The sequence below is a fragment of the Prevotella sp. LCP21S3_D2 genome, assembly GCF_052118345.1.
In the GTDB taxonomy this organism is placed as follows: Bacteria; Bacteroidota; Bacteroidia; order Bacteroidales; family Bacteroidaceae; genus Prevotella.
The window spans coordinates 1-26,167 of the sequence record NZ_JBQKHJ010000010.1; the positions used below are offsets into that span (position 1 = coordinate 1).

Annotated in this window: 19 protein-coding genes and 3 pseudogenes; 18 read left to right on the plus strand and 4 right to left on the minus strand. The window is 46.3% G+C overall.

Annotated elements, in window-relative coordinates:
* Window positions 1-111, minus strand: a pseudogene (locus ACTQ16_RS08225) (transposase); the annotation flags it as partial.
* On the opposite strand from ACTQ16_RS08225, the pseudogene ACTQ16_RS08230 reads away from it, so the two are divergent.
* From ACTQ16_RS08230 to ACTQ16_RS08280, 11 genes and pseudogenes are all read left to right on the plus strand, one after another.
* Window positions 107-766: pseudogene (locus tag ACTQ16_RS08230) on the plus strand (UDP binding domain-containing protein); the annotation flags it as partial. The pseudogenes ACTQ16_RS08225 and ACTQ16_RS08230 overlap by 5 nt on opposite strands.
* 4 nt (window positions 767-770) lie before the next feature.
* Window positions 771-902 (plus strand): annotated as a pseudogene (locus ACTQ16_RS08235) (glycosyltransferase); the annotation flags it as partial.
* Window positions 903-1,099: 197 nt separating this feature from the next.
* A complete protein-coding gene (locus ACTQ16_RS08240; protein ID WP_441936941.1) occupies window positions 1,100-2,311 on the plus strand; it encodes a glycosyltransferase family 4 protein in 1,212 nt (403 codons plus the stop codon).
* Window positions 2,312-2,316: 5 nt separating this feature from the next.
* Window positions 2,317-2,925, plus strand: a complete 609-nt coding sequence (locus ACTQ16_RS08245; RefSeq protein WP_441936943.1) for a sugar transferase — start codon at window positions 2,317-2,319, stop codon at window positions 2,923-2,925.
* Entirely contained in the window at window positions 2,912-4,147 is a 1,236-nt protein-coding gene (locus ACTQ16_RS08250) for a hypothetical protein (protein WP_441936944.1), read from the plus strand. The genes ACTQ16_RS08245 and ACTQ16_RS08250 overlap by 14 nt, the downstream gene beginning before the upstream one ends.
* A gap of 6 nt (window positions 4,148-4,153) precedes the next feature.
* Complete coding sequence (locus ACTQ16_RS08255) at window positions 4,154-5,161, plus strand: ATP-grasp domain-containing protein (RefSeq protein WP_441936946.1); 1,008 nt, start codon at window positions 4,154-4,156, stop codon at window positions 5,159-5,161.
* 193 nt (window positions 5,162-5,354) lie between these two features.
* Window positions 5,355-6,635 (plus strand): DegT/DnrJ/EryC1/StrS family aminotransferase, encoded by a 1,281-nt coding sequence (locus tag ACTQ16_RS08260; RefSeq protein ID WP_441936947.1) that lies wholly within the window; start codon window positions 5,355-5,357, stop codon window positions 6,633-6,635.
* A gap of 26 nt (window positions 6,636-6,661) precedes the next feature.
* Window positions 6,662-8,608, plus strand: a complete 1,947-nt coding sequence (locus ACTQ16_RS08265) for a polysaccharide biosynthesis protein (protein WP_441936948.1) — start codon at window positions 6,662-6,664, stop codon at window positions 8,606-8,608.
* 354 nt (window positions 8,609-8,962) lie between these two features.
* Complete coding sequence (locus tag ACTQ16_RS08270; protein WP_441936949.1) at window positions 8,963-10,087, plus strand: ATP-binding protein; 1,125 nt, start codon at window positions 8,963-8,965, stop codon at window positions 10,085-10,087.
* Window positions 10,080-10,241, plus strand: coding sequence for a hypothetical protein (locus ACTQ16_RS08275; protein ID WP_441936950.1), 162 nt, complete (start codon window positions 10,080-10,082; stop codon window positions 10,239-10,241). The genes ACTQ16_RS08270 and ACTQ16_RS08275 overlap by 8 nt, the downstream gene beginning before the upstream one ends.
* A 67-nt stretch (window positions 10,242-10,308) precedes the next feature.
* On the plus strand, window positions 10,309-11,871 hold the full coding sequence (locus tag ACTQ16_RS08280) for an ATP-binding protein (protein ID WP_441936952.1): 1,563 nt from the start codon (window positions 10,309-10,311) through the stop codon (window positions 11,869-11,871).
* A 4-nt stretch (window positions 11,872-11,875) separates the two neighbouring features.
* On the opposite strand, the gene recQ is transcribed toward ACTQ16_RS08280, so the two are convergent.
* Window positions 11,876-13,720, minus strand: a complete 1,845-nt coding sequence (recQ, locus tag ACTQ16_RS08285) for a DNA helicase RecQ (protein WP_294972164.1) — start codon at window positions 13,718-13,720, stop codon at window positions 11,876-11,878.
* A 161-nt stretch (window positions 13,721-13,881) separates the two neighbouring features.
* On the opposite strand from recQ, the gene ACTQ16_RS08290 reads away from it, so the two are divergent.
* Both ACTQ16_RS08290 and ACTQ16_RS08295 read left to right on the plus strand, forming a co-directional pair.
* Window positions 13,882-15,888, plus strand: a complete 2,007-nt coding sequence (locus ACTQ16_RS08290; protein WP_441936954.1) for a dipeptidyl-peptidase 3 family protein — start codon at window positions 13,882-13,884, stop codon at window positions 15,886-15,888.
* A 9-nt stretch (window positions 15,889-15,897) separates the two neighbouring features.
* Window positions 15,898-16,401 (plus strand): NUDIX hydrolase, encoded by a 504-nt coding sequence (locus ACTQ16_RS08295; RefSeq protein ID WP_441936955.1) that lies wholly within the window; start codon window positions 15,898-15,900, stop codon window positions 16,399-16,401.
* Between the two features lie 462 nt (window positions 16,402-16,863).
* Here the strand turns inward: ACTQ16_RS08295 and ACTQ16_RS08300 are convergent, their stop codons facing one another.
* Together ACTQ16_RS08300 and ispE are read right to left on the minus strand one after the other, a co-directional pair.
* On the minus strand, window positions 16,864-17,478 hold the full coding sequence (locus ACTQ16_RS08300; protein ID WP_264950269.1) for a DNA alkylation repair protein: 615 nt from the start codon (window positions 17,476-17,478) through the stop codon (window positions 16,864-16,866).
* 6 nt (window positions 17,479-17,484) lie between these two features.
* Entirely contained in the window at window positions 17,485-18,345 is an 861-nt protein-coding gene (gene ispE / locus ACTQ16_RS08305; protein ID WP_441936956.1) for a 4-(cytidine 5'-diphospho)-2-C-methyl-D-erythritol kinase, read from the minus strand.
* A 245-nt stretch (window positions 18,346-18,590) separates the two neighbouring features.
* Between ispE and ACTQ16_RS08310 the strand changes: the two genes are divergently transcribed.
* From ACTQ16_RS08310 to ileS, 5 genes are all read left to right on the plus strand, one after another.
* Window positions 18,591-19,727 carry a DUF2027 domain-containing protein gene (locus ACTQ16_RS08310; protein WP_217760978.1) on the plus strand — a complete coding sequence of 379 codons (1,137 nt, stop codon included), beginning with the start codon at window positions 18,591-18,593 and terminating at the stop codon, window positions 19,725-19,727.
* A gap of 122 nt (window positions 19,728-19,849) precedes the next feature.
* On the plus strand, window positions 19,850-21,844 hold the full coding sequence (locus ACTQ16_RS08315; RefSeq protein ID WP_441936958.1) for an NAD(+) synthase: 1,995 nt from the start codon (window positions 19,850-19,852) through the stop codon (window positions 21,842-21,844).
* A 105-nt stretch (window positions 21,845-21,949) separates the two neighbouring features.
* Window positions 21,950-22,177 carry a hypothetical protein gene (locus ACTQ16_RS08320; RefSeq protein WP_295025001.1) on the plus strand — a complete coding sequence of 76 codons (228 nt, stop codon included), beginning with the start codon at window positions 21,950-21,952 and terminating at the stop codon, window positions 22,175-22,177.
* A gap of 5 nt (window positions 22,178-22,182) precedes the next feature.
* On the plus strand, window positions 22,183-22,308 hold the full coding sequence (locus tag ACTQ16_RS08325; protein ID WP_294971954.1) for a hypothetical protein: 126 nt from the start codon (window positions 22,183-22,185) through the stop codon (window positions 22,306-22,308).
* Between the two features lie 229 nt (window positions 22,309-22,537).
* Window positions 22,538-26,149, plus strand: coding sequence for an isoleucine--tRNA ligase (gene ileS, locus ACTQ16_RS08330; RefSeq protein WP_441936960.1), 3,612 nt, complete (start codon window positions 22,538-22,540; stop codon window positions 26,147-26,149).
* Window positions 26,150-26,167 lie beyond the last annotated feature (18 nt).

The window sequence follows — 26,167 nt, forward strand, 5'->3', positions numbered from 1 at the left end:
AATGAGGCCAATACCCATGATTTCGAGACCATGTTTAACAGACTGTGCACATCCCGACCAAAAACGACCGATATGTGGAGTCTTCTTGCCAGCTTTGCTGATGTAGCTGGGCATGAAGGAAGCAGAGGCAGTCAAGCTCTTCGCCAATACCTATCTAGCACTCCGAGTAAGTTACTTCAATGAGTTGGATACATACGCAGAGGTAAAGGGACTCGATACCAAGGCAATCATCGATGGCGTAGGTCTTGACCCACGAATCGGCACCCATTACAACAACCCAAGCTTCGGTTATGGTGGTTATTGCTTGCCAAAGGATACCAAGCAGCTCCTGGCAAACTATGCCGATGTTCCAGAGAACCTGATAGAGGCAATTGTAGAGAGCAACCGCACCCGTAAGGACTATATCGCTGATGCCGTTCTCCAGAAGGCAGGCTATTACAGCTATGCCGATGCCAACAGCTATGATGCCAGCAAGGAGCACAACTGCGTGATTGGTGTCTATCGCCTGACGATGAAGTCAAACAGCGACAACTTCCGCCAGTCAGCCATCCAGGGCATCATGAAACGTATCAAGGCAAAGGGGGCAGAGGTAGTCATCTATGAGCCAACCTTGGAAGAGGGTAGCACCTTCTTCGGTAGTAGAGTTGAGAACAATCTTGAAGCCTTTAAGACACAGAGCCATGCCATCATCGCCAACCGCTACGATGCTTGTCTAGATGATGTAAAGGAAAAGGTTTATACACGAGATATCTTTAGGAGAGACTAGTATTATGGATGATTACGGATTAGTATCAATTATCACTCCAACATGGGCGTGCGCTCCTTATATCTGGGAGACTACAAAAAGTATTCAAGCTCAAACTTACCTAAATTGTGAATTGCTGATACAGGATGATTGCTCGTAACATTTCCGTGAAAAAGTGATATTGTCACTATGTTTGCTATTTTGAAGATGGTACGGATTGGGAGGTAAAAAACACTTCCCAAGTCGTCTCTTTATTATTAAATTTTAGAAAATCAAAACTTTATTCAAAAATACCGGTACTGCCAACTCACTGATAAGTAGTTAGAACGCTGTATTGGATTATATTTAATTGCTATGAATATACTTTACATTCATCAGTATTTTGTAACTCCTCAGGAGCCAGGTGCAACACGTTCTTATTGGATTTCGAAAGAACTTGTTAGAAGAGGACATCATGTGACTGTAATAACAGGAAACAGTGAATCGAAACACGCTCCTGGCCGTTTTTACCGTGATGGTATAGATGTGATATATGTAAATAACTTATATAATAACTCGCAGACGAAAATGCAGAAAGTATGGTCGTTTGTGAAGTTTATCTTTCAGTCTATATCTGTAGCAAAGAAAGAGAAGAATGTTGATTTGGTTTATGCTACTTCTACTCCTTTGACAATCGGTGCCGTAGCTTTGGCACTTCGTGCATTAAAGGGTTGGAGATATGTATTTGAAGTGCGCGATTTATGGCCAGAGTTCCCTATTCAGGTCGGAGCTGTTAAGAATCCATTGCTGATTTGGGCTTTGAGAAAGTTTGAAAAACGTATCTACAAGTGTTCAGAACATGTAGTGGCTTTGAGCCCAGGTATGCAGGAGGGTGTTGTTAAGGCTGGAACTCCTGTTCGGAAAACCAGCATGATACCAAATATGTCGAAGCCAGACATTTTCCATCCACATGAGGTAGATATGGAGATTGTGAAGCGTTTTGGCATAGACTTGAATAAGTTTAATGTGATTCATTTTGGTATGTTGGCTGTTGCCAATGGTTTGGAATATATTGTAAATGCAGCTCTTGATTTGAAGAATAGAGGCGACAACAGTATTAATTTCATCTTTATGGGCGAGGGTGCTATGGAACCAAAGTTGAAAGAATTTTGTAAGGAACATAATTTGAACAACGTTCAATTCCTTGGTAATCATCCTGTAGGAGTGGTTGCTGAGGTGACTAATTGCTGCGATGCAAGTATAACGTCGTTCAAGAATCTTCCAATTCTTGCAACAAACTCTCCCAATAAACTTTTTGACTCGTTATCGGCAGGTAAGCCTATAATTGTGAATTCAGCTGGTTGGACAAAGGATATGGTGGAACAGCAGAATTGTGGATTCTATGTGAATGTGGAAAAACCATCAGAATTGGCTGACAAACTGTTAGAATACAAAGATAAAAAGGATTTATTGGAAGAGTGGGGAAGAAATGCACGCCGTTTATCAGTAGAAGTATATGATAAGGCAAAATTATCGGCACAGGTAGCTGAAGTATTAGAGAAAACATTTATTAATTTAATGAAGTAAAAGGTATGTACGCACATTTTTTTAAGCGATTCTTTGATTTCTGGATTTCTCTAATAGCATTGATATGCATTAGCCCAATTTTGATAGTTGTAACCATCTGGTTGCATTTTGCAAATAAGGGTGCTGGTGCATTCTTCTTTCAGGCACGTCCTGGTAAGGATGGGAAAATATTTAAGGTCATTAAGTTCAAGACAATGACTGACGAAAGAGATGCTAGTGGCAACTTGTTACCTGATGCAGATAGATTGACAAGGGTTGGTACATTTGTACGTTCTACTTCGATAGATGAGCTGCCACAGTTAATCAATGTGTTGAAAGGGGATATGGCATTGATTGGTCCAAGACCATTACTTGTACAGTATTTGCCATTATATAGTAAGGAGCAGATGAGAAGACATGATGTACGTCCAGGTATCTCTGGATGGGCTCAATGTCATGGACGTAACCAAATCAGCTGGACTGAAAAATTTAAACTAGATGTCTGGTATGTGGATCATCTCTTTTTGCTGACAGATTTAAAGGTAATATTTATAACAATAAAGAAGGTGTTGTTCCGGGAGGATATTAACTCGGATAATGACGCCACTATGGAGGATTTCAATGGAACAAATTAATTATAACTTGTTAAGGAATTTAGATGAAAAATATGGTTCTCCTTTTTATATAATGGATTCTGATAAGTATCGATTTAATCTAAATAGTTTTCTCAATGCTTTCAGAAAACGATATGAAAAGGTTATTGCTGGTTATTCCTTAAAAACTAATTATGTACCTGCTTTGTGTAAAATAGCCCTTGATGAAGGGTGCTTCGCAGAGGTGGTTAGTGAAATGGAATATGAGCTGGCCCGTAAGATTGGATTTACTAACGTAATCTTTAACGGTCCTATTAAAAGACCTCATATTTTGAAAGAAGCCCTTGAACATGGTGCAATTATCAACTTAGATAGTGAATATGAAGTAGATTTTGTGTGTAGATATAAACAGCAAAACCCTTTGCAGAACGTAAGGGTTGGAATGCGTATTAATATTAATCTTACTGATGAGAATGGTAATAGTACTATCCAGTGTGGCTTGCGCTTTGGACGATTTGGTTTTCCTGATAATATAGTTGAGAAAAATATCAATCGTCTTTGCAAGGCTGGAATCAAGATCATCTCTTTGCATGGACATACTTCAACCTCAGATAGAGCTGTTTTAAACTATAAGATAATAACCCAGCACATGTTAGCTGTATGTGAGAAATATCAATTGAATGATTTAGAGTATTTTGATATTGGAGGAGGTTATTTTGGAGCAGCCCCAGAAGGTATGGATTTGACTGGAAGACCAAAGTATGGAGATTATGCGAACTGTGTTATAGACGAAATTCAAAAGAGTTCATGGTTTATGGAGCATAAACCTTATATTGTTATAGAGCCAGGTTCTTCTGTTGTATCCAATGTGTTTTCTTACTATACTAAGGTTTATCAGAATAAAAAAGTAGGTAAGGTTAATTTTGTAATGGTTGATGGTACTGTTTTTGATGTAAAACCTACGATGCATGCTAATAACTTGCCTCATGTTGTATTTAAAGCTGTTCCAAATGCTGATACTTGTATTTGTGATGTGGTTGGGTCAACATGTATGGAAAAAGATGTTATGTTGAAAGATGTAAAAATGCCAATTGTAGAAGCTGGTGACTTTATTCAGTTTAGAGGAGTTGGTGCTTATACAATCTGTTTAACACCTACATTTATAAATTTCTTAGAGCCAATACTTATGGAGAGAAATGGTGAATTTGTTGAGGCTCGAAGAAGACAAAATATCGATGATATATTAACTGTATATAAATATTAAATAAGTATGAATATTCTATTTACTTGTGCGGGAAGACGCACATATCTTTTGAAATATTTTAAGGAGAATATGGAAGCTGGCGATAAGGTGGTTGCTAGCGATATGCAATTATCTGCTCCTGCATTACAAGTTGCGGATGTCAAGATCCAAGTTCCAGCTGTTTATGACCCTAAATATGTTGATCTTACTTTGGATATTTGTAAAGAGCAGAAGATTGACGCTTTGTTGTCTCTTAACGACTTGGAGCTACCAATACTAGCAGAAAACAAGGCTCGTTTTGAGGAGATAGGTGTTAAGCTTATTGTAAGCGACCTTTCTGTTATCGACATTGCTTTTGATAAATATAAGACTGCACAATGGGTGGAATCTTTGGGACTTATGTCTCCTAAGACATTTGTTAGATTGTCAGATGCCAAGAAAGCATTGGAAACTGGCGAATTACATTTCCCATTGTTTATGAAACCTCGTTGGGGATCTGGCTCAATTGGATTGGAATCTATCGCCGATATGGAAGAATTGGATATCTACTATCATCTGTTGATGAAGAAGATCAAAAAGACAATATTGGCAACAGCTTCTGTGGGTGATGAGTACATCATGATTCAGGAAAAATTGACCGGCAAGGAGTTCGGACTGGATATCATGAATGACTTGGAGGGTAACAATGTTGCTGTCAGTGTGAAGCAGAAACTTGCGATGCGAGCTGGCGAGACTGATAAGGCTATTACTTTGGATTTACCTGAAGTACGTGAACTTGGCAAGAAGATTGGCTCTGCATTGAAGCATATAGGTAATCTTGATGTTGATGTGATGCAGAACGAAAAGGGCGAGTATTGTGTGTTGGAGTTGAATCCACGTTTTGGGGGTGGTTTCCCATTCAGCTACGAGGCTGGGGTGAATTTGCCTAAGGCTATCATCGAGTGGGTAAAGGGCAATAAGGTTGATGCCGCTCTTTTGCAGCCTAAATATGGTAAAATGTTTGCTAAGAACGACTATTTGATGGAAATAAAATAGGAGAATAAGGTAAACTTTGTATTGTATGAATAATAGAGATAGTTTCTTATCTTTCCACTAAGATTTTAATATTGTAAAAGGCAAGAAACAATCAAACTGCAAGACTTTTCTGGAATGATATGAAAATAGAATTATGCTGGAGAGGTGATTTGATGCCTTTTCCTTTGTGGTGAAATTTTAACTTACAGATATTATGGCTGAAGAAAGAAAAACGATTTATCTGTGCCTGGCTCACATGAGCGAGAATGGCATGGAGCAGAAGTTTGTGAAAGAGGCCTTTGACACCAACTGGGTGGTGCCTTTGGGACCTAACGTAAATGGATTCGAGGATGACTTGAAGGCGTTTGTTTCAAAAAACAGTGATGGAACTGACTTGCAGAAGGAGGTGGTGGCGCTGAGCGCTGGAACTGCTGCCGTGCATCTGGGACTGTTGGCATGTGGTGTAGGTCCTGGTGATGAGGTTTGCGTGCAGAGCTTTACCTTCTGTGCCTCCTCGCACCCTATCACTTACCTTGGTGCTACGCCTGTATTCATCGACTCGGAGCCAGATACATGGAACATGGATCCTGAGCTGTTGGAAAAAGCCATCATCGACCGCAAGGAGAAGACGGGTAAGTATCCTAAGGCTATCGTGCCTGTTGCCCTCTATGGTATGCCTTATGATTGCGATAAGATTATGGCGATTTCAGAAAAGTATGGCATTCCTGTGGTGGAGGATGCCGCTGAGGGATTCGGATCACGCTATAAAGGACAGGTGCTGGGTACCTTCGGCAAGTTTGGCGTGCTGAGTTTCAACGGCAACAAGATGATTACCACCTCGGGAGGCGGTGCTTTGATCTGTAATGATGCAGAGAGCAAGAGCCAGGTGATGTGGTATGCTACTCAGGCGCGCGACTCCTATCCTTACTATCAGCATACCGCCATCGGCTATAACTATCGCATGAGTAATGTGTGTGCTGGTATCGGACGTGGACAGATGACGGTGCTCGAAGACCATATCGCTCACCACAAGCACGTGCAGCAGTTGTACAAGGAACTGTTGAAGGATGTGGAGGGCATCACGCTGCATGAGGCGCCTAATGCTGACTATGATTCTAACTTCTGGCTCTGCACCATCGTGCTGGATGATAACCTGAAAGTCAAGGGACAGGAGAATGCTTACAAGGAGGTGGTGAAGACTGCCGTGGGTGGTGCCGCTGGCGTGATTCATGTGGTGGATTCGCCTACTACCGACTGCCAGCCTAACGAGAACGTGGAGGCGATGCGTGTGTTCATGCTATCGAAGAAGATTGAGGCTCGCCCTGTGTGGAAACCGATGCACAAGCAGCCTGTATATCTGGATGCTCCTGCCTATGTGAATGGCGTGAGCGAGGCTATCTTCAAGATTGGTATGTGTCTGCCTGCCGGTCCTATGGTGAGCGATGATGATGTGCGCTATATTGTGGAGTGCATCAAGGAAGCTATTGAGTACTAAAAAAACGAGACTTAGAGAAACTCTTTATGAATTTTATTTCAAAACTGAGAGAATGGTATTTTACTAAAAATGCCCTTCCATACTGGTGTGTGCTTATCCTCGACTGTCTGATCCTTTTGTTTTCAGGTATATTATGCTATTATTTGGATCATGGGGGCAGCGAGCTTACAAATAACTTCTGGCCGTTGGTGGGTACGCTCTGCGTCTATCTTATAGCCTATCTGATAGGCATCCGGCTGATGCACACTTACCAGGCTATCATCCGCTACTCTTCGTTTGTGGATTTGACTCGTATCGCATCTGCCAATGCCATCGGCTTCGTTATCATTGCCATAGCCCGATATTACGTTCATGTGGATAGATGGTTGGAGCCTGTGCGTATACGTGAACTGTTCTTTACCTTCCTCATCGCTACCCTGATGATGACGGCTTTGCGTGTGGTTGTAAAAATGTTATACGACTCGATGCATACGGGCAAGGCGACACGTGTGTTTATTTATGGTACGCACAGTGGAGGCGTGGGGTTGGCGAAGATGATTCGTAGCACTAAACCTTCTCGATTTGTCCTGAAGGGATTCGTGAGTGATACCGTGAATGGAAAGGGCAAGTATATGATGGGCGTGGAGATATTCCGCAACGATGCGCATCTGGTGGATGAAATGAAGAAGGAGAATGCTGATGCTTTGCTGGTTTCTCCTGTGAAGAGTGAGGAACTGCGCAAGAATACGGAGATGATTAACAGCCTGGTAGATAACGACATCAAACTCTTCGTGTTGGCGGGTGCGCAGGAATGGGATGGCAAGAGCTATTTATCGCATTCGCAAATTAAGGAAGTGGACATCGAGGATCTTCTGCCTCGTGAGAAGATTGAGGTGGATATGAAGGCTGTGGGTAATCTGCTGTCTGGTAAGCGTATCCTGATAACGGGTGCGGCTGGCAGCATCGGCAGCGAGATGGTGAGACAGATTGCCATCTATCAGCCGAATGAACTCATCTTGGTGGATCAGGCTGAGACTCCATTGCATGACGTGCGTCTGATGATGGCGAAGAATTTTCCGCATATCGAGGCGTTCACCTTGATGGCGAGCATACAGAACAAGCCTAGGATGGAGGAAATCTTCCGTGAACACAGGCCTGACTACGTGTTCCACGCCGCAGCCTACAAGCATGTGCCGATGATGGAGGACAACCCGAGCGAGAGCATCCAGAACAATGTGGATGGCACGAGGGTGATAGCCGACTTGAGCGTGAAGTATGGCGTGAGGAAGTTTGTGATGATTTCCACCGACAAGGCGGTGAACCCTACCAACGTGATGGGCTGCTCGAAGCGCATCTGCGAAATCTATGTGCAGAGTCTGGACAAGGCTATCAAGGAGGGAAAAATTTATGCTGATGCTTGTCTGGATGACGCTGGTATGCCAATGAAGGCGATGACTCAATTCGTAACCACTCGCTTCGGCAACGTGCTGGGCAGCAACGGTTCGGTAATTCCGCTCTTCAAGGAGCAGATTAAAAACGGCGGTCCTGTGACGGTGACGCATCCCGACATCATCCGCTTCTTCATGTTGATACCCGAGGCTTGCAAACTGGTTTTGGAGGCTGGTACAATGGGAAATGGCGGTGAGATTTTCGTGTTCGACATGGGACAGCCTGTGAAGATTGTGGATTTGGCTAAGCGCATGATTAAGTTGAGCGGTGCTAAGGACGTGGAAATCAAGTTCACTGGTCTTCGTGATGGCGAGAAACTCTACGAAGAGGTGCTCAACGACAAGGAGGTGACGCTCCCTACCTTCCACAAGAAAATCAAGATTGCGAAGGTGCGTGAGTATGACTATGCCGATGTATGCAAGGAACTGGATGAACTGTCATGCATAGCTCAGACCTTCGACGACATGAAGATAGTGGGCAAGATGAAGCAAATCGTTCCGGAGTACAAGAGTCAGCACTCTAAATACCAGGCGCTGGATAAATAACGGAATACCAAGCTTCGGAAAGATAAGCTGGTAGATAGGAATAAGAGATCCCGGCTCTGAGATTCAAAATGGAATCTCTGGGCCGGGATTTTTGCGTTTGTGGGGGTGGTGGATGGGGGCGTGGCAGCATGGGGAAAGTTATATGATTGGAGAATGTGTAAAAATATATAAAAAGATAAGCCAAGAAGGGCATTTCTGAGTTTTATTGCTTAACTTTGCAATTGAACATTCATTATTATAGATATGCCTAAGGTAAGAATTAAAAATATAGGCCCAATTGTTGATACGGGAGACATCGCTTTGTCTGCCGTAATGCTTATTGTGGGTAAACAGTCTTCGGGAAAAAGTACCTTTATGAAAATATTGTGCTTCTGTCGCTGGATAGAAAAGCGAATCATGCTTGATGGCGAGAATCTGCTGAAGAAATATACCCATTATGGCCGATTCCTGAAAGAGCTGAAGAAGTTTCATCGTTTCGATGATGCTTTCTTTGCTGCTGATTCTTATATCTTTTATGATGGTGATTGCCTTACCATCGAGATGGATGGCGTGAAGGCGAATGTGAAAATCAGAAAGAAAGCGAATTTCAAAACTGAGCGCTATAATGCAAAACTGAGTTTTATTCCTTCGGAACGCAATCTGGTTTCGGCTATTCAGAACATTGATAAGGTTTATCGCTCATCTGACTATGATTCGATATTTAATTATCTTCTGGAATATCAGGAGGCGAAGAAGGAATATGATATCAAGCATCCGCTGAGAATTCCATTTGATGATAATATGAAATATTATTATGATAAGGTTACGGATTCTGACAGAATCGTGCTTGAGAAGGTGGGTAGAACGATAGCGCCTGTTTATGCTTCAAGTGGTATACAGTCGGCGTTGCCTTTGGCTGTGCTTGTGGATTATGTTACCGGACAGGTGGGGAAGATTCCGAAGTCGAGCCTTACTGATTTCACGAGTTTGGTGGCAAAGATTGTGCTGGATGATGAGAATAAAGAAATCAGTGCGGATGATGTGATTAAGGGAACTAAGATGTATAGATATAAATTCGCCCAGCTGTATATTGAGGAGCTGGAAGAAAATCTGTTTCCGAAGTCGCAGTTTGCGATGGTGAAAGAGATTGTGAAGAATATCAAGAAGGCTTATGAGCGGTCGGGGGCAAATAGCTATGTGGTTATGACCACCCATAGTCCGTATGTGCTGACTTCTCTGAATGTGCTGATGAAGGTGGCACTGGCTAAGGAAAAGAAGCTGGCTAAGGAAAAGAAGCTTGATGAGAAAATAAAAGAAATGCTGGAATATGCAATCCCGATTTCATGGTATTCGGCATACTGCATGACAGATGAAGGAAAAATGGAGAATATCGTGGATGATGAATACCATTTTATCATGGGTGATTATCTTGATTCTCTTTCTGATGAAATATCTGAATTATCTTCTGAACTTGATGAGATGATATATGGGAATGAATAATTGTTTTTTGGCAGGTTATCTGGCTGAAAAGGAAGTTAGAAAATGTTCGAAAATCAGTCTGAAGGAGCGTTCGACAGTTTATTTGCTGAACTTCGTTCCTCCGATGGACAGTGTGGCTTATCAAGTAGATGGTAACATTATAAAAGGTGCTTAAAGTCTGGACAGCCTGACTTTTTGAGACAAGACAAACTGAAATAAATTTCATTAGACAGCGTTTGATTATGGCAAGAAAATTATATCCTATAGGAATTCAGACATTTGAACGAATCCGCAAGGAGGATATGTTCTATGTAGATAAGACGGAATACATCTATCATATGACGCATACCGATGGAACGTATTTCTTCCTGAGCCGACCACGCCGTTTCGGCAAGTCGCTGCTGGTTTCCACTTTCAAGAGTTATTTCGAGGGTAAGAAGGAACTCTTTGAGGGGCTTGCCATCGAGAAGCTGGAGAAGGAGTGGACGGCTTATCCCGTGCTGCACTTCAGCCTGGCTGGAGGCAAACATATGGAGAAGGAACAGTTGGATAGATACCTCTTATATATATTAAAGGAAAATGAGGATAGGTTTGGAGTGGATTGTGATTCTCCAGATCCGAACGTTCGTTTGCTCAACTTGATAAAAACTGTTACAGCAAAGACTGGTAAGCAGGCGGTGGTGCTCATCGATGAATATGATGCACCGCTGCTGGATGTGGCTCACGAGAAGGAAAAACTCGATTTTTTGCGCAATACGATGCGCAATTTCTACAGTCCCTTGAAAGATTGCGAGCCATTGCTTCGCTTCGTTTTCCTGACGGGCATTACGAAGTTCTCGCAACTCAGTATCTTCAGCGAGCTGAACAACATTAAGAATGTGAGCATGAAGTTGCCTTATGCTGGCATCTGTGGCATCACTAAGGAGGAACTGCTGACCCAGATGAGCGATGATATTGATGAGTTGGCTGAGAATTTGGAACAGAGCAGAGAGGAGACCATCGAGGAACTGAAAAGTCATTATGATGGCTATCATTTCTGCTGGCCTTCGCCTGATGTCTTCAATCCTTATAGCTTACTAAATTGCTTTGCTGATGGAGAAATTGATTCTTACTGGTTTGGAACCGGTACACCTACCTATCTCATCAATATGATGAGACAGTATGATTTCCTGCCTGCAGACCTCGGCGAGACCATAGAGGTGGATAAGAAGGACTTTGATGCCCCCACTGAAACGATGACCACCATCATACCTTTGCTTTATCAGAGTGGGTATGTCACCATCAAGGGTTATGATAAACCGACGAAATTATATCAGTTGGTATTGCCTAACCAGGAGATAAGGGTAGGGTTGTATGGTAGTCTCTTGCCTCATTATCTGACGGACGAGTCGGCGAAGGCTAACACAACCATCGCCAAAATGTCGGTATTGGTGAAGAAGGGTGATATGGATGCAGCCTTCTGCCTGCTGAACGACTTTCTGGAGACTGTGCCTTACTGCGACAACACCAACTACGAGGGGCATTGGCAGCAGACGCTCTACATCATGTTTGCCCTGCTTACCAACTATAGCATCCTAGTGGAACCGCATACGGCTAAGGGCAGAATCGATATTATGATGGAGACGGATGATACCATCTACGTGATGGAACTGAAGTTCAACAAGAGTGCCGAGGAGGCTCTCGCCCAGATAGATGCAAAGCACTATGCCGACGCCTTCAAGATGAGCGGCAAGAAGGTGGTGAAGATAGGCTTGAACTTCTCTGTGAAGGACGAGGTGAACAGTCTGGAATGGGTTAGCCGATAACTAACTATTTCCCCGTATATTTCCTGATAGCCTTGATGAAGGTTTCACCATACTTCTTCACCTTGAATTCTCCGATTCCACTGATGAGCCCGAAGGCTTCAAGGGTGGTTGGCTTCATCCTGGTCAACTCATGCAGACTCTTGTCGGAAAGGACGATGTATGGCGGATAACCCTGCTCGTCAGCTAGATTCTTCCTGATCTTGCGCAGATATTCAAAGAGATTCTTGTCTTCTGCACCCGACATTTCTTCTTGGAAAACAACACGCTCAGCATGAACCACAGGGATGCTGTTGCCGCGTGCTGACCTATTGGCTTTTTGCGGACGAGTTGACCGCTCTTCATTCTCCATGATCGCCAGCGAAACCTGATGCTCGCCCTTGAGAACCTTCCATCCCAATGGCGTAACCTTCATCTGGTTATGCGCATTATACGCCACCTCGAAGAAACCCATCTGCAACATCTGCAGCAGATAAGCCTGCCAGTCGCGCACGCTCACGTCCTTGCCCACGCCAAACGTCTTCAGCTCATTATAATGATTCCTGACAACGGCAGGCGTCTGCATGCCCCTGAGAATCTCGATACACGTGCCCACGGCAATCTTCTCGCTGGCTCTCACCATGGCACTGAGCGCCTTCTGCGTGAGTACCGTACCGTCGAAAGTGCGCGGAGGATTGTTGCAAACATCGCAGTGACCGCAGTCCTTTGCCGATGTCTCTCCGAAGTAATTCAGGAGAATGCGGCGGCGGCACACACGTGATTCGGCATATTCCTCCATTCTTCGCAGCTTCTCCAGATTCACCGTCCGCTGTCCGCTCTCCTCGCAGAACGAGCGCAGGGTGATGATGTCGCCCATCGAATAGAAGAGAATGGTATCGGCAGGATCGCCGTCTCGTCCGGCACGTCCTATCTCCTGATAGAAACTCTCGATGCTCTTCGGCATGTTGTAATGAATCACCCATCTTACATTGCCCTTGTCGATGCCCATTCCGAAGGCGATGGTGGCACATACCACATCAATCTGGTCCATCTTGAAGCGCTCCTGCACCGATGCACGCTGCACGCTGGAGAGTCCGGCATGATAGGCCTCGGCATTGATACCGTGCTCCTTCAGCGCCTCTGCCACCATCTCCGTGTTCTTGCGGGACAGGCAATAGATAATACCCGCATCGCCCTGATGGCTCTGGATGAAGCGGTAGATGAACTTCAGCTTCTCCTTCTTCGTGCTCTCCTGACGGACGGAGAGACTGAGGTTAGGACGGTCGAAGCTGCTGACGAACGTCTGACCGTTGAGATGCAGCTGCTGGATGATGTCCTGGCGCGTAATCTTATCGGCTGTAGCCGTGAGCGCCATCACCGGGACGTTGGGGAACTTCTCGCGGAGCAGACCCAACTGGTTGTACTCCGGACGGAAATCATGCCCCCATTGGCTGATGCAATGCGCCTCGTCTACCGCAAAGAGCGATATCCTGATGTTGCTGAAGAGGAAAGGAATCTCGCTGATCAGCTTCTCGGGTGATACATACAGCAGCTTCAGATCGCCAGCCTCGCAGCGACGGCGGATGATGACTTCATCGGTAGCATCATTGCCGCTGTTCAGAGCCTCGGCAGGAATACCGTTCGCCTTGAGCGCCTCAACCTGGTCGTGCATCAGACTGATGAGCGGAGAGATGACCACCGCCGTTCCCTCCATCGCCAATGCCGGCACCTGATAGCACAGACTCTTGCCGCCGCCCGTAGGCATCAGCACCAGACAGTCGTGCCCCTGCATCACCTCCTGGATGATGGCTTCCTGATTGGGACGGAACGAGTCGTAACCGAAGTATGTCTTTAATATCTCGTGGATTTGCATTTTCTTCTTATTTTCTATTTTTTTGTTAGATATTACTGCAAAGTTACTAAAAAATCGGGAGAATAGTTATTTTCTACACTTAAAAGTAAGAAAAGTAGCCAAAAAAGTTTGAAATATAAAATAATTGTCGTACTTTTGCGGTAGAATCAAACAATGATAACATGGCAAAATGTAATGTGAACACGAATGAGCGATTCGCCGACATCCAGATGCTCCGCTATGAGCTGAAGGGATTTGAGGACTTATCGCTCAACCAGAAACTGTATATTTTCTGCTTGGCTAAGGCTACCCTGATGGGACGAGATATCACGTTCGACCAGCAGGGAAAGTACAACCTTCGCATCAGAAAAACACTGGAAACCGTTTATCTGCACTATGAAGGCGACAGAGAATGCGAGGAATTCAAGGCATTCGAAGTCTACCTGAAGCGCATCTGGTTTGCCAGTGGCATTCATCACCATTATGGTTGTGAAAAATTCAAGCCGGGATTCTCAGAGGAATATTTCTATCATCTGCTGGAAAACATAGGGGAAGAACTCCTGCCCATCAAGAGGGGAGAAACCAAGGAAGACCTCATGAGACAGCTGGAATCCATCCTCTTCGACCCCGTGGTGATGCCTAAGCGCGTGAACCAGACGGATGGGGAAGACCTGGTGCAGACATCTGCCTGCAACTTCTATGAGGATGTGACGCAGGAGGAGGTAGAGAGATTCTATGCCAAGATGAAGAACACGGACAATCCGAACCCTCCTTCATACGGACTCAACTCCAAACTGACCAAGCGCAACAATGAAGTAGTGGAACTGACATGGAAGGAAGATGGACTCTATGGTGAGACCATCCGCGAAATCGTGTCCTGGCTGCTCAAGGCGCAGAAGTATGCCGAGAACGAAGGACAGAAGCATGTCATCGACCTGCTGGTGAAGTTCTACCGCACCGGTAGCCTGGAGGATTTCGACCGATACAGCATCGCATGGGTAGAACAGCATGAAGGCCTGGTGGATTTCATCAATGGATTCATCGAAGTATACGGTGACCCTCTCGGTATGAAAGGTACATGGGAAGGTATCGTGGAATATAAGGACCTGGAGGCTACCAAGCGCACCCAGACCATCAGCCAGAACGCACAGTGGTTTGAGGACCATTCGCCTGTAGATCCCCGTTTCCGCAAGCCGGAAGTGAAGGGAGTTACAGCCAACGTCATCTGTGCTGCCATGCTGGGCGGAGAGGAATATCCGGCTTCTGCCATCGGTATCAACCTGCCTAACTCCAACTGGATCCGTCAGGAACATGGCTCCAAGAGCGTTACCATCGGCAACCTGACTGATGCCTACAACAAGGCTGCACAGGGCAACGGATTCAGAGATGAATTCGTCATCGACAAGGAAACCGTGGCGCTGATGAACCAGTATGCCGACATCACCGACGACCTGCATACCGACCTGCACGAATGCCTGGGACATGGTAGCGGACAATTGCTTCCTACCACAGACCCGGATGCTCTGAAGGCTTATGGCAACACCATAGAAGAAGCACGTGCCGACCTCTTCGGACTCTATTATGTAGCCGATCATAAGCTGGTAGAACTCGGTCTGACGCCTAATGACGAGGCGTATAAGGCTCAGTATTACAGCTATCTGATGAACGGACTGCTCACCCAGACCATCCGCATCAAGGAGGGTGACAAGATAGAGGAAGCCCACATGCGCAACCGTGCCCTCATCGCCTGGTGGACGCTGGAACATGCAGAGGGAGCCGTGGAACTCGTTCAGGAAGAAGTGAGCTATGCTTCTGCCGAGGATGCGCTGAAGGATGCAGAGGGCAATATCATCACCACACGTACCTATATGAAGGTGAATGATTATGAGAAGCTCCGTCATCTCTTCGGTGAACTGCTTGCCGAGATTCAGCGCATCAAGAGCGAGGGCGATTATGAGGCTGCACGACAGCTGGTAGAGAAGTATGCCGTGAACATCGACCCAGCCTTGCATCGTGAGATTCTGGCAAGATACAAGAAGCTGAATCTCGCCCCATACAAGGGCTTCATCAATCCCAAGATGACGCTGGTATTTGACGAAGAAGGCAATCCTATCGATGTAAATCTCGATTACGAGGAGAGCTATACCGACCAGATGCTTCGCTATTCTGAGGAGTATGGAACACTATAACAAGAAATTATGACAGACAATAAGAACGAGGAATTTCCGGTAGTAGATGAAATGGGCAATATCCTGGGTGCCACCACCCGGGGACATGCCCATGACGGAAGCAAGATATTGCATCCGGTGGTTCATCTGCATGTATTCAACAGCAAGGGAGAACTGTATCTCCAGCATCGTCCGGCATGGAAGGATATCCAGCCGGATAAATGGGATACAGCCTGCGGTGGGCACGTAGATTTAGGCGAGAGCGTGAATCAGGCGCTTCATCGTGAAGTAAGGGAAGAGCTGGGTATCACCGATTTCGAACCGGAGTCTTTGGGACATTATGTCTTTGAAAGTCAGAGGGAAAAGGAACTGGTATACGTTCACCGCTGCGTATACGACGGTGAGGTGAAGCCTAGCCAGGAAGAATTGGCTGGTGGCAGATTCTGGAGTAAGGAGGAAATCAAGGAAAACATCGGAAAAGGTGTCTTTACTCCTAATTTCGAAAACGAATACCAGAAGTTTTTCGACCGCTAAGAAAATGTCCCACAGATTTCACAGATTTACACAGAGCATCCGCTAGGCGTCCCGCCGGATTTGTAATCCGGCGTTAAAAAATGTCCTAACCTGTTTTAGCTCTGCGGATTTGCAATCCGCAGCAAGCAAGAATGCAGTTGATAGATAGGGGGATTACAAATCCCTCGGTTTTAATAGGTCGAACCTTTTTTACGCCGGATTACAAATCCGGCGAGACGCCTATATGGCGTGATTACGTATGGAATTTTGATGGAATAGACAATAAAAATACGTCCCGACGTAGCATTTACTGCATCGGGACGTATTTTTTTGTATGACGTGACGTAGTCGTTGCTACGTCGGGATGTCATTTCAGCCGTGTCGTGGGCTGTCTTGAATCACCTTTGGGGGATATTCTTATATCTCAAAGAATCTTATTCTCGGATATTCCTATATCTCGAAGAATCTTATTCTCGGATATTCCTATATCTCGAAGATTCCCTTGAGTGCCCCTCTGGCAATCTTCTCGAAATCTTCTCCGAAATCACAGAATCGCATGACGGCATTGGCAGCAGCGTGCTTGATGCCCATATTGTCACCCTGCAAAGCCACGGCAGCCTGATCAAGGAACTCATTGATGCCACGCTCGTTAGGCTCCTGACCATTTGCAAAGAGACGGGCAAGGAGCTGGAAACCGGCAATCTCATAGAATGGCTTGTCGCTTGCTATCCATTGATAGGCAATCACAGGCGCATAGTCTACATGCTGCAGCAGGTTGAAGGCAAGCATCTCTGCCATCTCCTGGCTCTGTACCTGTTCCATCCAGATATCCGTGATCTCGGCAAGCATCCTGTCGGCAGGCATGATGAGCGTAGCCAGAATCTTGCACTCCCGGATATCTTCCTTCCAGAGCTCGATGGCTAGGTCATAGTCTTTGCCGTATTCCTGCGCCATCTTCTTGAGCTCATAGAATGGCACGCCCCAATTCAGTTTATATCCCAAGCCCTTGTCGCGCATCGACTGCGAACCCGGACCATTCATCAGCAAGCGAAAGCTTCGCTTGATAGTCATCAGTTTCTGATGTGTTTCTTCGTTCATCATTTTTTAAAGTTTCATTGTTTTGCAGAACATTCCCTCGAACTGTTCCTCTATGTTTGCTGGCTTATGCTTGAAGATGCCGAAGATGGCACTTCCGCTGCCACTCATTGCTGCGTATACGGCACCGAGATTGTAAAGGCTCTCCTTGATTTCGGCAAGCTCAGGATGCATCGCAAAGATAGGAGCCTCGAAATCATTGATAAGCTCTTCCTTCCAGGTCTCGATAGGCTGACGTACGATGTCACGACAGCACTTGGCTGGTTGCTTAGGAGTGATGGCTGCATAGGCATCCTTGGTGCTCACGGCAATGTCATCACGCTTCACTACCACGATGTAATAGCCCTTCATGTTGTCGTTCGGAACACTCGATGGCATCAATACATCGCCAATTCCCTCAGCGTAGCAGGCAGTATCGCCATCCTCAGGGTCGGCAGAGATGAAGAAGGCACAGTCGGCACCCAGCTTGGCTGCATATCGCTCCATCTCGGAATTGCCTATGTTGAGACGGAACCGCTCATCCAGCAGACGAATCATGTAGGCAGCATCAGAAGAACCGCCACCCATACCAGCCTGAGACGGAATACGCTTCACGAGATGGGCATGGATGCGGGAAATCTTGAAGTCGGCAGCAATCATATTGTATGCCTTCACCACGAGATTCTTCTGCTCATCGCAATCTACTGCATTACCTGTTATCTTGAGATCGCATGGCACATCGCTCGGAAACTCTTCGCCCATGAGCTTGATTTCCAGCGCATCTGTTAACGGAATAGGGTAGAACACGGTTTCCAGGTTGTGATAACCGTCTGCCCGCTTGCTAACTATATTTAAGCCAAGGTTAATCTTGGCGCAAGGAAATGTAATCATAATCTAAATTGTTTAAGAGTCGATAAATCTCTTGCAAAGATATAAAAAATATCTCAATACTGCTCTCTTTCCCATAGATTATTTTCTTACATACATTAAAAATAATAAAAAACGGTAGTATTTTGCAATATCTTTTGTATCTTTGCAGAACATATACGGTTTTTTAGCAACCGTATGTCGTCAGCGCCGGTCTTTCAACGACCTGTATATCGCAATAGTAAGTAAGAATATAAAAAATAACAGATATGAAAAAAGGAGATAAAGTAAGATTCCTGAGTGAAGTGGGTGGCGGTAAGGTTGCCGGCTTCCAGGGTAAGAATATCGTCCTGGTAGAGGACGAGGATGGATTTGAAATCCCTATGCCTATCAACGAGGTAGTGGTAGTAGAGCAGGACGACTATGCCATGGGTAAGATGATTTCGGCTAAGATGGATGCCAAGCAGAAGGCGGAAGAACATGCCAACACGGAACTGCATCAGGACAGCCGAAGCATCAAGGCTATTCTCAATGAGCATGATACCGACATCGAGGAGGAAGAGTATGATCCGGCTGACAGGGAAGTAACCTTTGTCAAGCACATCCAGGAGCGTACGGGCGGCAACAAGCTGAGCGCCTATCTCGCCTTCGTGCCTATCGATATCAAGGAGGTTACCAATACCCGTTTCGAGACCTATATGGTGAACGACAGCAACTATTATCTGCACTATACTTATCTCGTAGCAGAGGGCAATGCCTGGACCTTGAAGGCTGAGGGTGAAATCGAACCCAACACCAAGCTCTTCATCGAGGAGTTCGGCCGTGAGGCGCTGAACGAAATGGAGCATATCGCCATCCAGATGATTGCCTACAAGAAGGAGAAACCTTTCCTCCTGAAGCCGGCTACCGACGTACAGTTCCGTCTGGACCCAGTGAAGTTCTACAAGCTTCATCTCTTCGAGGAGAATGATTTCTTCGAGACTCCAGCCTATCTCTTCACCATCGTAGAGAATGACGAGGTGGCTCGTCCGCTCGTTATCGACTCCAAACGATTGAAGGAGCAGATGTACAAGGACGAGAAGGTGATTGCCAATACCGGCAAGAAGAAGAGCAAGAAGGATGATGGCACACTCGTAGTAGACCTTCATGCGGACGAGGTACTTGAAACAACTGCTGGAATGAATTCGGCCGATATCCTTCATTATCAGATGGATGTGTTCACGAAGACGATGAATGAATACAAGAACAAGAAGGGACAGAAGATTGTCTTCATCCATGGAAAGGGCGAAGGCGTACTGCGTCAGGCTCTCATCCATGAGCTGAACTATCGCTATAAGAGCTGCAGCTACCAGGATGCTTCCTTCCAGGAATACGGCTATGGTGCCACACAGGTAACGATTAAGTAAACATTGAACATTGAACTTGGAACTTTGAACTTTATGATATGCTTAGCAAGTTATATCACTCAAAGTAATCATACAGTTCCAAGTTCAAAGTTCCAAGTTCAAATCTCAAAGTTCAAAGTAATATGAAGTACGGATTTATCAAGGTGGCGAGTGCCATTCCATCTGTCAAGGTGGGTGATGTGGTATTCAATGCTCAACAGATAGAAGATCTGATAGCCCAGGCTGAAGGCAAGGGCGTAGAGATCATTACTTTCCCGGAACTGTCCATTACGGGCTATTCCTGTCAGGACCTTTTCCGCCAGCAGATGCTGCTGGAAACATCGGAGCAGGCGGTGATGATGCTGCTTGATTTCACACGCAAGCTAGATATCATCTCCATCGTCGGTGCACCGGTTGTGGCTGGTGATCTGCTGCTCAACTGCGGTATCGTCATCCAGCACGGACAGATCTTGGGTGTCGTGCCTAAGACCTATCTGCCTAACTACAGCGAGTTCTACGAGAAGCGCTGGTTTGCTTCTGCTCAGGACCTGAGAGACAGCGAAATCCGCTATGCCGGACACAAGGTGAAACTGACTCCGGATGTGCAGATATTCCAGACCTACGACGGCGTGCAGTTTGGCGTGGAGATCTGTGAGGATGTATGGGCTCCTGCTCCTCCAAGCAACAAGTTGGCATTGGCTGGAGCTGACCTTATCTTCAATCTCTCTGCCAGCGATGAACTCATCGGTAAGCACAATTATCTGAAGAGTCTTCTGAGTCAGCAGAGCGCCCGCACGATGACCGGATACGTGTATAGCTCCTGCGGTTTCGGGGAAAGTACACAGGATGTTGTATATGGTGGAAATGCCCTGATTTATGAGAATGGAGTTTTACTTTCACAAAGTGAACGTTTCTCACTTGATCCTCAGATGGTTATCTCGCAGGTAGATGTAGAGAAACTCCGCTCGGAACGTCGTACAAATTCAACCTATGTGAATGCCCAGCGCAACATCAAATATTCTGTTCTCGGAGGACAGTTCAATATCCGCAACATCGATGCAGATCCTACCGAGAATGAGCGTGAATTCGTGCTGGAGCGTGAGGTGAATCCGCATCCTTTTATTCCTACCAGCAACGACATGAATGCCTCCTGTGAGGAGATATTCAATATCCAGCTGATGGGACTTGCCAAGCGCATCGTCCATACCCATGCCAAGACCGTAGTGGTGGGTATCAGCGGCGGACTGGATTCTACGCTGGCACTGCTCGTCTGTGTGAAGGCATTTGATAAGCTGAAGATGAACCGCAAGGGTATCGTGGGTGTCACCATGCCTGGTTTCGGAACCACGGACAGAACCTACAACAATGCCATCTCACTGATGCAGAGCCTCGGTATCACCATCAAGGAAATCAGCATCGCCAAGGCGGTAACCCAGCACTTCGAGGACATCTGTCATGATGCCAGCGTGCATGATGTAACCTATGAAAATTCGCAGGCACGTGAACGTACCCAGATCCTGATGGACCTGGCAAATAAGATGGGAGGAATGGTTATCGGTACCGGCGACCTCTCTGAGCTGGCTTTGGGATGGGCTACCTATAATGGCGACCACATGAGCATGTATGGCGTGAATGCCAGCATCCCAAAGACCTTGATCCGTTATCTCGTAAACCATGTTGCCGAGAGTGGGGTAGACGAACAGAGCCGCATCACCCTTCGCGACATCATCGATACACCAATCAGTCCTGAGCTGATTCCGGCAGATGAGAACGGTAATATCAAGCAGAAGACCGAAGACCTGGTGGGACCATACGAGTTGCACGATTTCTTCCTCTACTACTTCCTTCGCTTCGGTTTCCGTCCAGCCAAGATCTACATGCTGGCAAAGAAGGCATTTATCGATACCGAGCTGGAGCGCGTGAAAATCAGCGACAACGATCCTGATTCCTATGATGAGGAGACCATCAAGAAGTGGCTGAAGACCTTCGTGCGCCGTTTCTTCAACCAGCAGTTCAAGCGCAGCTGTCTGCCTGATGGTCCGAAGGTGGGAAGCGTGAGCCTCAGTCCTCGTGGCGACTGGCGCATGCCTAGCGATGCCGCATCCTCCATCTGGCTGCAGGAGGCGGAAAATCTGTAGGGTTCGTGTAAAAACTGTTAAATAAAGAGCAGGATCATCCCACTTTGCCGGATATTTTCTTATATTTGCAAAGTCAAACTGAATATTGATTTAAAAATCAGAGTTATGACGCAAAGAGAAGATAAACAACGGGCAAGAACAAGTAGGGAGGAACTAGGAAAGTTCTTCTATAACTTAGCAGCTATGTGCTTTGGTACGACTGTACTTGGAAGTGGTATGGCTTTGGTTACGGATACTGGTAATCCTGAAAGACTTTTAGGTATGTTTGCCGGAGGTATTATAGGAACGATAGCGTTAGCTTACGCTGCGTTTAGAATAATCAAAATAAAATAATAATTATGAAACAGCTGGATTTTACAACAGGTATGACCTTGGTTTTTGGCATTATTGCATTAATTGCAGTTGCTATAAATATTTGGCTTTCTACCAAATGGGGTAAGAAATGGCTCCATAGTCTGGACTGATTTACAACTCTCGACAGTTTTGGATTATAGCGTTTGGGCTGATGGCTTTTCCTGCCAGCCTTAACAGAATATTGATTCCCGATTTGAGCATCCGATACTATTTTGGTGCTCAAATCGGGATTTTTAATAGAAAAATTATTAATTTATTACCCCTTTATTCGGGTAAAACATATTTTTTTTGTAACTTTGCGCCCAAAAGTAAAAACAATATAAAATTTAAATTGATAATATGGCTAAGAAATTTGCCGAGCACAACGGTCTGAATTTGACTCAGACAAACAATGACGTACTAGCAGCGTGGGAGAAAAACGATATCTTCCACAAGTCTATCGACGAGCGTGAAGGCTGCCCTCAGTTTATCTTCTTCGAGGGACCTCCATCAGCTAATGGCCACCCGGGTATTCACCACGTGTTGGCACGTAGTATCAAGGATACATTCAACAGATACAAGACCATGAAGGGTTTCCAGGTTCACCGCAAGGCGGGATGGGATACCCACGGACTCCCTGTTGAACTCGGTGTCGAGAAGGAACTCGGCATCACCAAGAAGGATATCGACAACAAGGCTTCTGAGAAGTATATCTCTACCGAGGATTATAACCACAAGTGCCGCGAGAACGTGATGAAGTTCACCGCTGAGTGGCGCGAGTTGACCGAGAAGATGGGTTACTTCGTAGATCTCGACCATCCTTATATCACCTACGATAACAAGTATATCGAGACACTCTGGTGGCTCCTCAAGCAGCTCTACAACAAGGGACTGCTCTACAAGGGTTACACCATCCAGCCATACTCTCCAGGTGCAGGTACTGGTTTGAGCTCTCACGAGTTGAACCAGCCTGGCTGCTACCGTGATGTAAAGGACCTCACCACCACAGCTCAGTTCCTCATCAAGGATCCTAAGGCTGAGTGGACCAAGTGGGGCAAGCCATACTTCATCGCATGGACCACTACACCTTGGACCTTGCCATCAAACGTGGCTCTCTGTGTGGGTCCTAAGATTGACTATGTAGCTATCGAGACCTACAACCTCTACAATGGCGAGCCTATGACACTCGTGATGGCTGAGGCGCTGGTAGGTTCTTATCTGAAGGCAGACCAGGAGTGCAAGGAGGGCGATCTCCTTCCATTCGACAAGGAGAAGAAGCAGTGCCCATGGCGCATTATCGACCACATGAAGGGTACCGACCTCGAAGGCATGCACTACGAGCAGCTCCTGCCATGGGTGAAGCCATGCGAGAAGGTAGATGCCTTTGCTCCAGCTTTCGTAACAGAATATGCAGCTGCTCATCCTGAGAAGGTATTCGCTTCTGAGGATGGTCGCGATAAGTTCGTTGAGATGGACAGCGAGGCTTTCCGCGTAATCCTCGGCGACTACGTTACTACCGATGACGGTACAGGTATCGTTCACATCGCTCCTACATTCGGTGCCGATGATGCCAAGGTGGCTAAGGATGCCAACATCCCAGCCCTCTACCTTATTAATAAGAAGGGTGAGACCCGCCCAATGGTTGACCTGCAGGGTAAGTTCTATCTCATCGAAGACCTCGATGCCAACTTCGTAAGTGCTTGCGTCAACAAGGAGGCATACGCTCATCATGCAGGCGACTACGTGAAGAATGCCTACGACCCACAGTTTAATGTGGATGGTGTTTGGGACAAGAAGGCTTCTGATAAGGCAGAAGACCTGAACATCGTACTCTGCTACGAGTTGAAGCAGGAGGGCAAGGCTTTCAAGAGCGAGAAGCACGTGCACAACTATCCTCACTGCTGGCGTACCGACAAGCCTATCCTCTACTACCCATTGGATAGCTGGTTTATCAAGGATACCGCCCGCAAGGAGCGCATGGTAGAACTCAACAAGACCATCAACTGGCAGCCTGAGAGCACCGGTACAGGCCGTTTCGGCAACTGGCTCGAAAACCTGAACGACTGGAACCTTTCACGTTCCCGCTTCTGGGGTACTCCATTGCCAATCTGGCGTGACGAGAACCGTGGCGAGAAGTGCATCGGCAGCCTCGAGGAACTCTATGCTGAAATCGAGAAGTCTGTGGCTGCAGGCATCATGCAGAGCAACCCATTGAAGGAGAATGGTTTCGTTCCTGGCGACTACAGTCAGGAGAACTATGATAAGATTGACCTCCACCGTCCATACGTTGACAAGATCGTATTGGTAAACGAGGAGGGCAAGCCAATGTATCGTGAGAGCGACCTCATCGACGTTTGGTTCGATTCAGGTTCAATGCCTTATGCCCAGCTCCACTACCCATTCGAGGGAGAGATGGCCCGTGGCACAGAGGCAGACCGCGATGCACTCATCCACAGCACCTACGAGGGATATGCTATTCCTCCTAAGTTCTATCCAGCCGACTTCATCAACGAGGGCGTGGATCAGACCCGTGGATGGTTCTTCACCCTGCACGCCATCGCTACCATGGTATTCGACAGCGTAGCCTTCAAGAACGTAATCTCTTCTGGTCTCGTTCTCGATGCCAAGGGCAACAAGATGAGTAAGCACGTGGGTAACGTGACCAACCCATTCGAGATGATTGACAAGTATGGTGCCGATCCTGTTCGTTTCTATATGATGACCAACAGCGAGCCTTGGGATAACCTCAAGTTCGACCCTAACGGCGTGGATGAGACCCGTCGCAAGTTCTTCGGTACCTTATATAATACCTACAGCTTCTTCGCCCTCTACGCTAATGTAGATGGTTTCGATGCAGAGGCTGCTCAGGTGCCATTCGAGAAGCGCCCAGAGATTGACCGCTGGATTCTCTCTTCACTCAATACCCTCATCAAGGACGTTGACAGAGAGTTGGCTGGCTATGATCCAACCCGTGCTGGTCGTCTCATCGATGCATTCGTAAACGATGACCTCTCTAACTGGTACGTTCGTCTGAACCGTAAACGTTTCTGGGGTAAGGAGATGAGCGAGGACAAGTTGAGCGCTTACCAGACTCTCTATAGCTGCTTGATGACAGTGGCTAAGCTCTTGGCTCCATTCGCTCCATTCTATGCAGACGAGTTGTATCACGACTTGGGCGGCGAGTTGGAGAGCGTACACCTGGATAAGTTCCCAGTAGCTGATGAAGCTACTATCGATGCCGACCTGGAGGAGCGTATGGCCATCGCCCAGAAGATTACTTCTATGGTATTGGCATTGCGCCGCAAGGTGAACATCAAGGTGCGTCAGCCACTGCAGCAGATTATGATTCCTGCCGTAGATGATGTGCAGAAGGCACACATCGAGGCAGTAGCCGGACTGTTGAAGAACGAGGTGAACGTGAAGGAGGTTAACTTCATTGAGGGTCAGGGCATTCTCGTTAAGAAGGTGAAGTGTAACTTCAGAGTGATGGGTAAGAAATTCGGCAAGCTGATGAAGGGTGTTGCAGCCCAGATGTCAGCACTCGATCAGGACCAGATTGCAACCTTCGAGAAGGCAGGCAACATCACATTGAATATCGACGGACAGGAAGCCGTGGTAGAGGTAGCCGACGTGGAGATTATCTCTGAGGATATCCCAGGATGGCTCGTATCTAACGAGGGCAATCTGACCGTTGCACTTGAGGTAGAGTTGACCCCAGAATTGAAGAAAGAGGGTATGGCTCGTGAGCTGATCAACCGTATCCAGAACCTCCGTAAGGAGACTGGACTGGAGATTACCGACCGCATCAACGTAACTGTGGCTCCTAACGAGGAGACCAATGCAGCTATCGAGGCATTCGGCGACTACATCAAGGGGCAGGTATTGGCAGACAGCATCGAAATCGGTGACAACGCAGGTGTTGAGACCGAGTTTGATGACTTTAAGTTGAACATTCTTGTAGAGAAGAATTAAATAAGCTAGGAGTTAGAA

What these genes read in the sequence shown, in the direction of transcription:
- ACTQ16_RS08240 (WP_441936941.1), top strand. Translation starts at nt 1,100, where the DNA reads ATGAATATACTTTACATTCATCAGTATTTTGTAACTCCTCAGGAGCCA.
- ACTQ16_RS08245 (WP_441936943.1), top strand. Translation starts at nt 2,317, where the DNA reads ATGTACGCACATTTTTTTAAGCGATTCTTTGATTTCTGGATTTCTCTA.
- ACTQ16_RS08250 (WP_441936944.1), top strand. Translation starts at nt 2,912, where the DNA reads ATGGAACAAATTAATTATAACTTGTTAAGGAATTTAGATGAAAAATAT.
- ACTQ16_RS08255 (WP_441936946.1), top strand. Translation starts at nt 4,154, where the DNA reads ATGAATATTCTATTTACTTGTGCGGGAAGACGCACATATCTTTTGAAA.
- ACTQ16_RS08260 (WP_441936947.1), top strand. Translation starts at nt 5,355, where the DNA reads ATGGCTGAAGAAAGAAAAACGATTTATCTGTGCCTGGCTCACATGAGC.
- ACTQ16_RS08265 (WP_441936948.1), top strand. Translation starts at nt 6,662, where the DNA reads ATGAATTTTATTTCAAAACTGAGAGAATGGTATTTTACTAAAAATGCC.
- ACTQ16_RS08270 (WP_441936949.1), top strand. Translation starts at nt 8,963, where the DNA reads ATGAAAATATTGTGCTTCTGTCGCTGGATAGAAAAGCGAATCATGCTT.
- ACTQ16_RS08275 (WP_441936950.1), top strand. Translation starts at nt 10,080, where the DNA reads ATGAATAATTGTTTTTTGGCAGGTTATCTGGCTGAAAAGGAAGTTAGA.
- ACTQ16_RS08280 (WP_441936952.1), top strand. Translation starts at nt 10,309, where the DNA reads ATGGCAAGAAAATTATATCCTATAGGAATTCAGACATTTGAACGAATC.
- recQ (WP_294972164.1), bottom strand. Translation starts at nt 13,720, where the DNA reads ATGCAAATCCACGAGATATTAAAGACATACTTCGGTTACGACTCGTTC.
- ACTQ16_RS08290 (WP_441936954.1), top strand. Translation starts at nt 13,882, where the DNA reads ATGGCAAAATGTAATGTGAACACGAATGAGCGATTCGCCGACATCCAG.
- ACTQ16_RS08295 (WP_441936955.1), top strand. Translation starts at nt 15,898, where the DNA reads ATGACAGACAATAAGAACGAGGAATTTCCGGTAGTAGATGAAATGGGC.
- ACTQ16_RS08300 (WP_264950269.1), bottom strand. Translation starts at nt 17,478, where the DNA reads ATGAACGAAGAAACACATCAGAAACTGATGACTATCAAGCGAAGCTTT.
- ispE (WP_441936956.1), bottom strand. Translation starts at nt 18,345, where the DNA reads ATGATTACATTTCCTTGCGCCAAGATTAACCTTGGCTTAAATATAGTT.
- ACTQ16_RS08310 (WP_217760978.1), top strand. Translation starts at nt 18,591, where the DNA reads ATGAAAAAAGGAGATAAAGTAAGATTCCTGAGTGAAGTGGGTGGCGGT.
- ACTQ16_RS08315 (WP_441936958.1), top strand. Translation starts at nt 19,850, where the DNA reads ATGAAGTACGGATTTATCAAGGTGGCGAGTGCCATTCCATCTGTCAAG.
- ACTQ16_RS08320 (WP_295025001.1), top strand. Translation starts at nt 21,950, where the DNA reads ATGACGCAAAGAGAAGATAAACAACGGGCAAGAACAAGTAGGGAGGAA.
- ACTQ16_RS08325 (WP_294971954.1), top strand. Translation starts at nt 22,183, where the DNA reads ATGAAACAGCTGGATTTTACAACAGGTATGACCTTGGTTTTTGGCATT.
- ileS (WP_441936960.1), top strand. Translation starts at nt 22,538, where the DNA reads ATGGCTAAGAAATTTGCCGAGCACAACGGTCTGAATTTGACTCAGACA.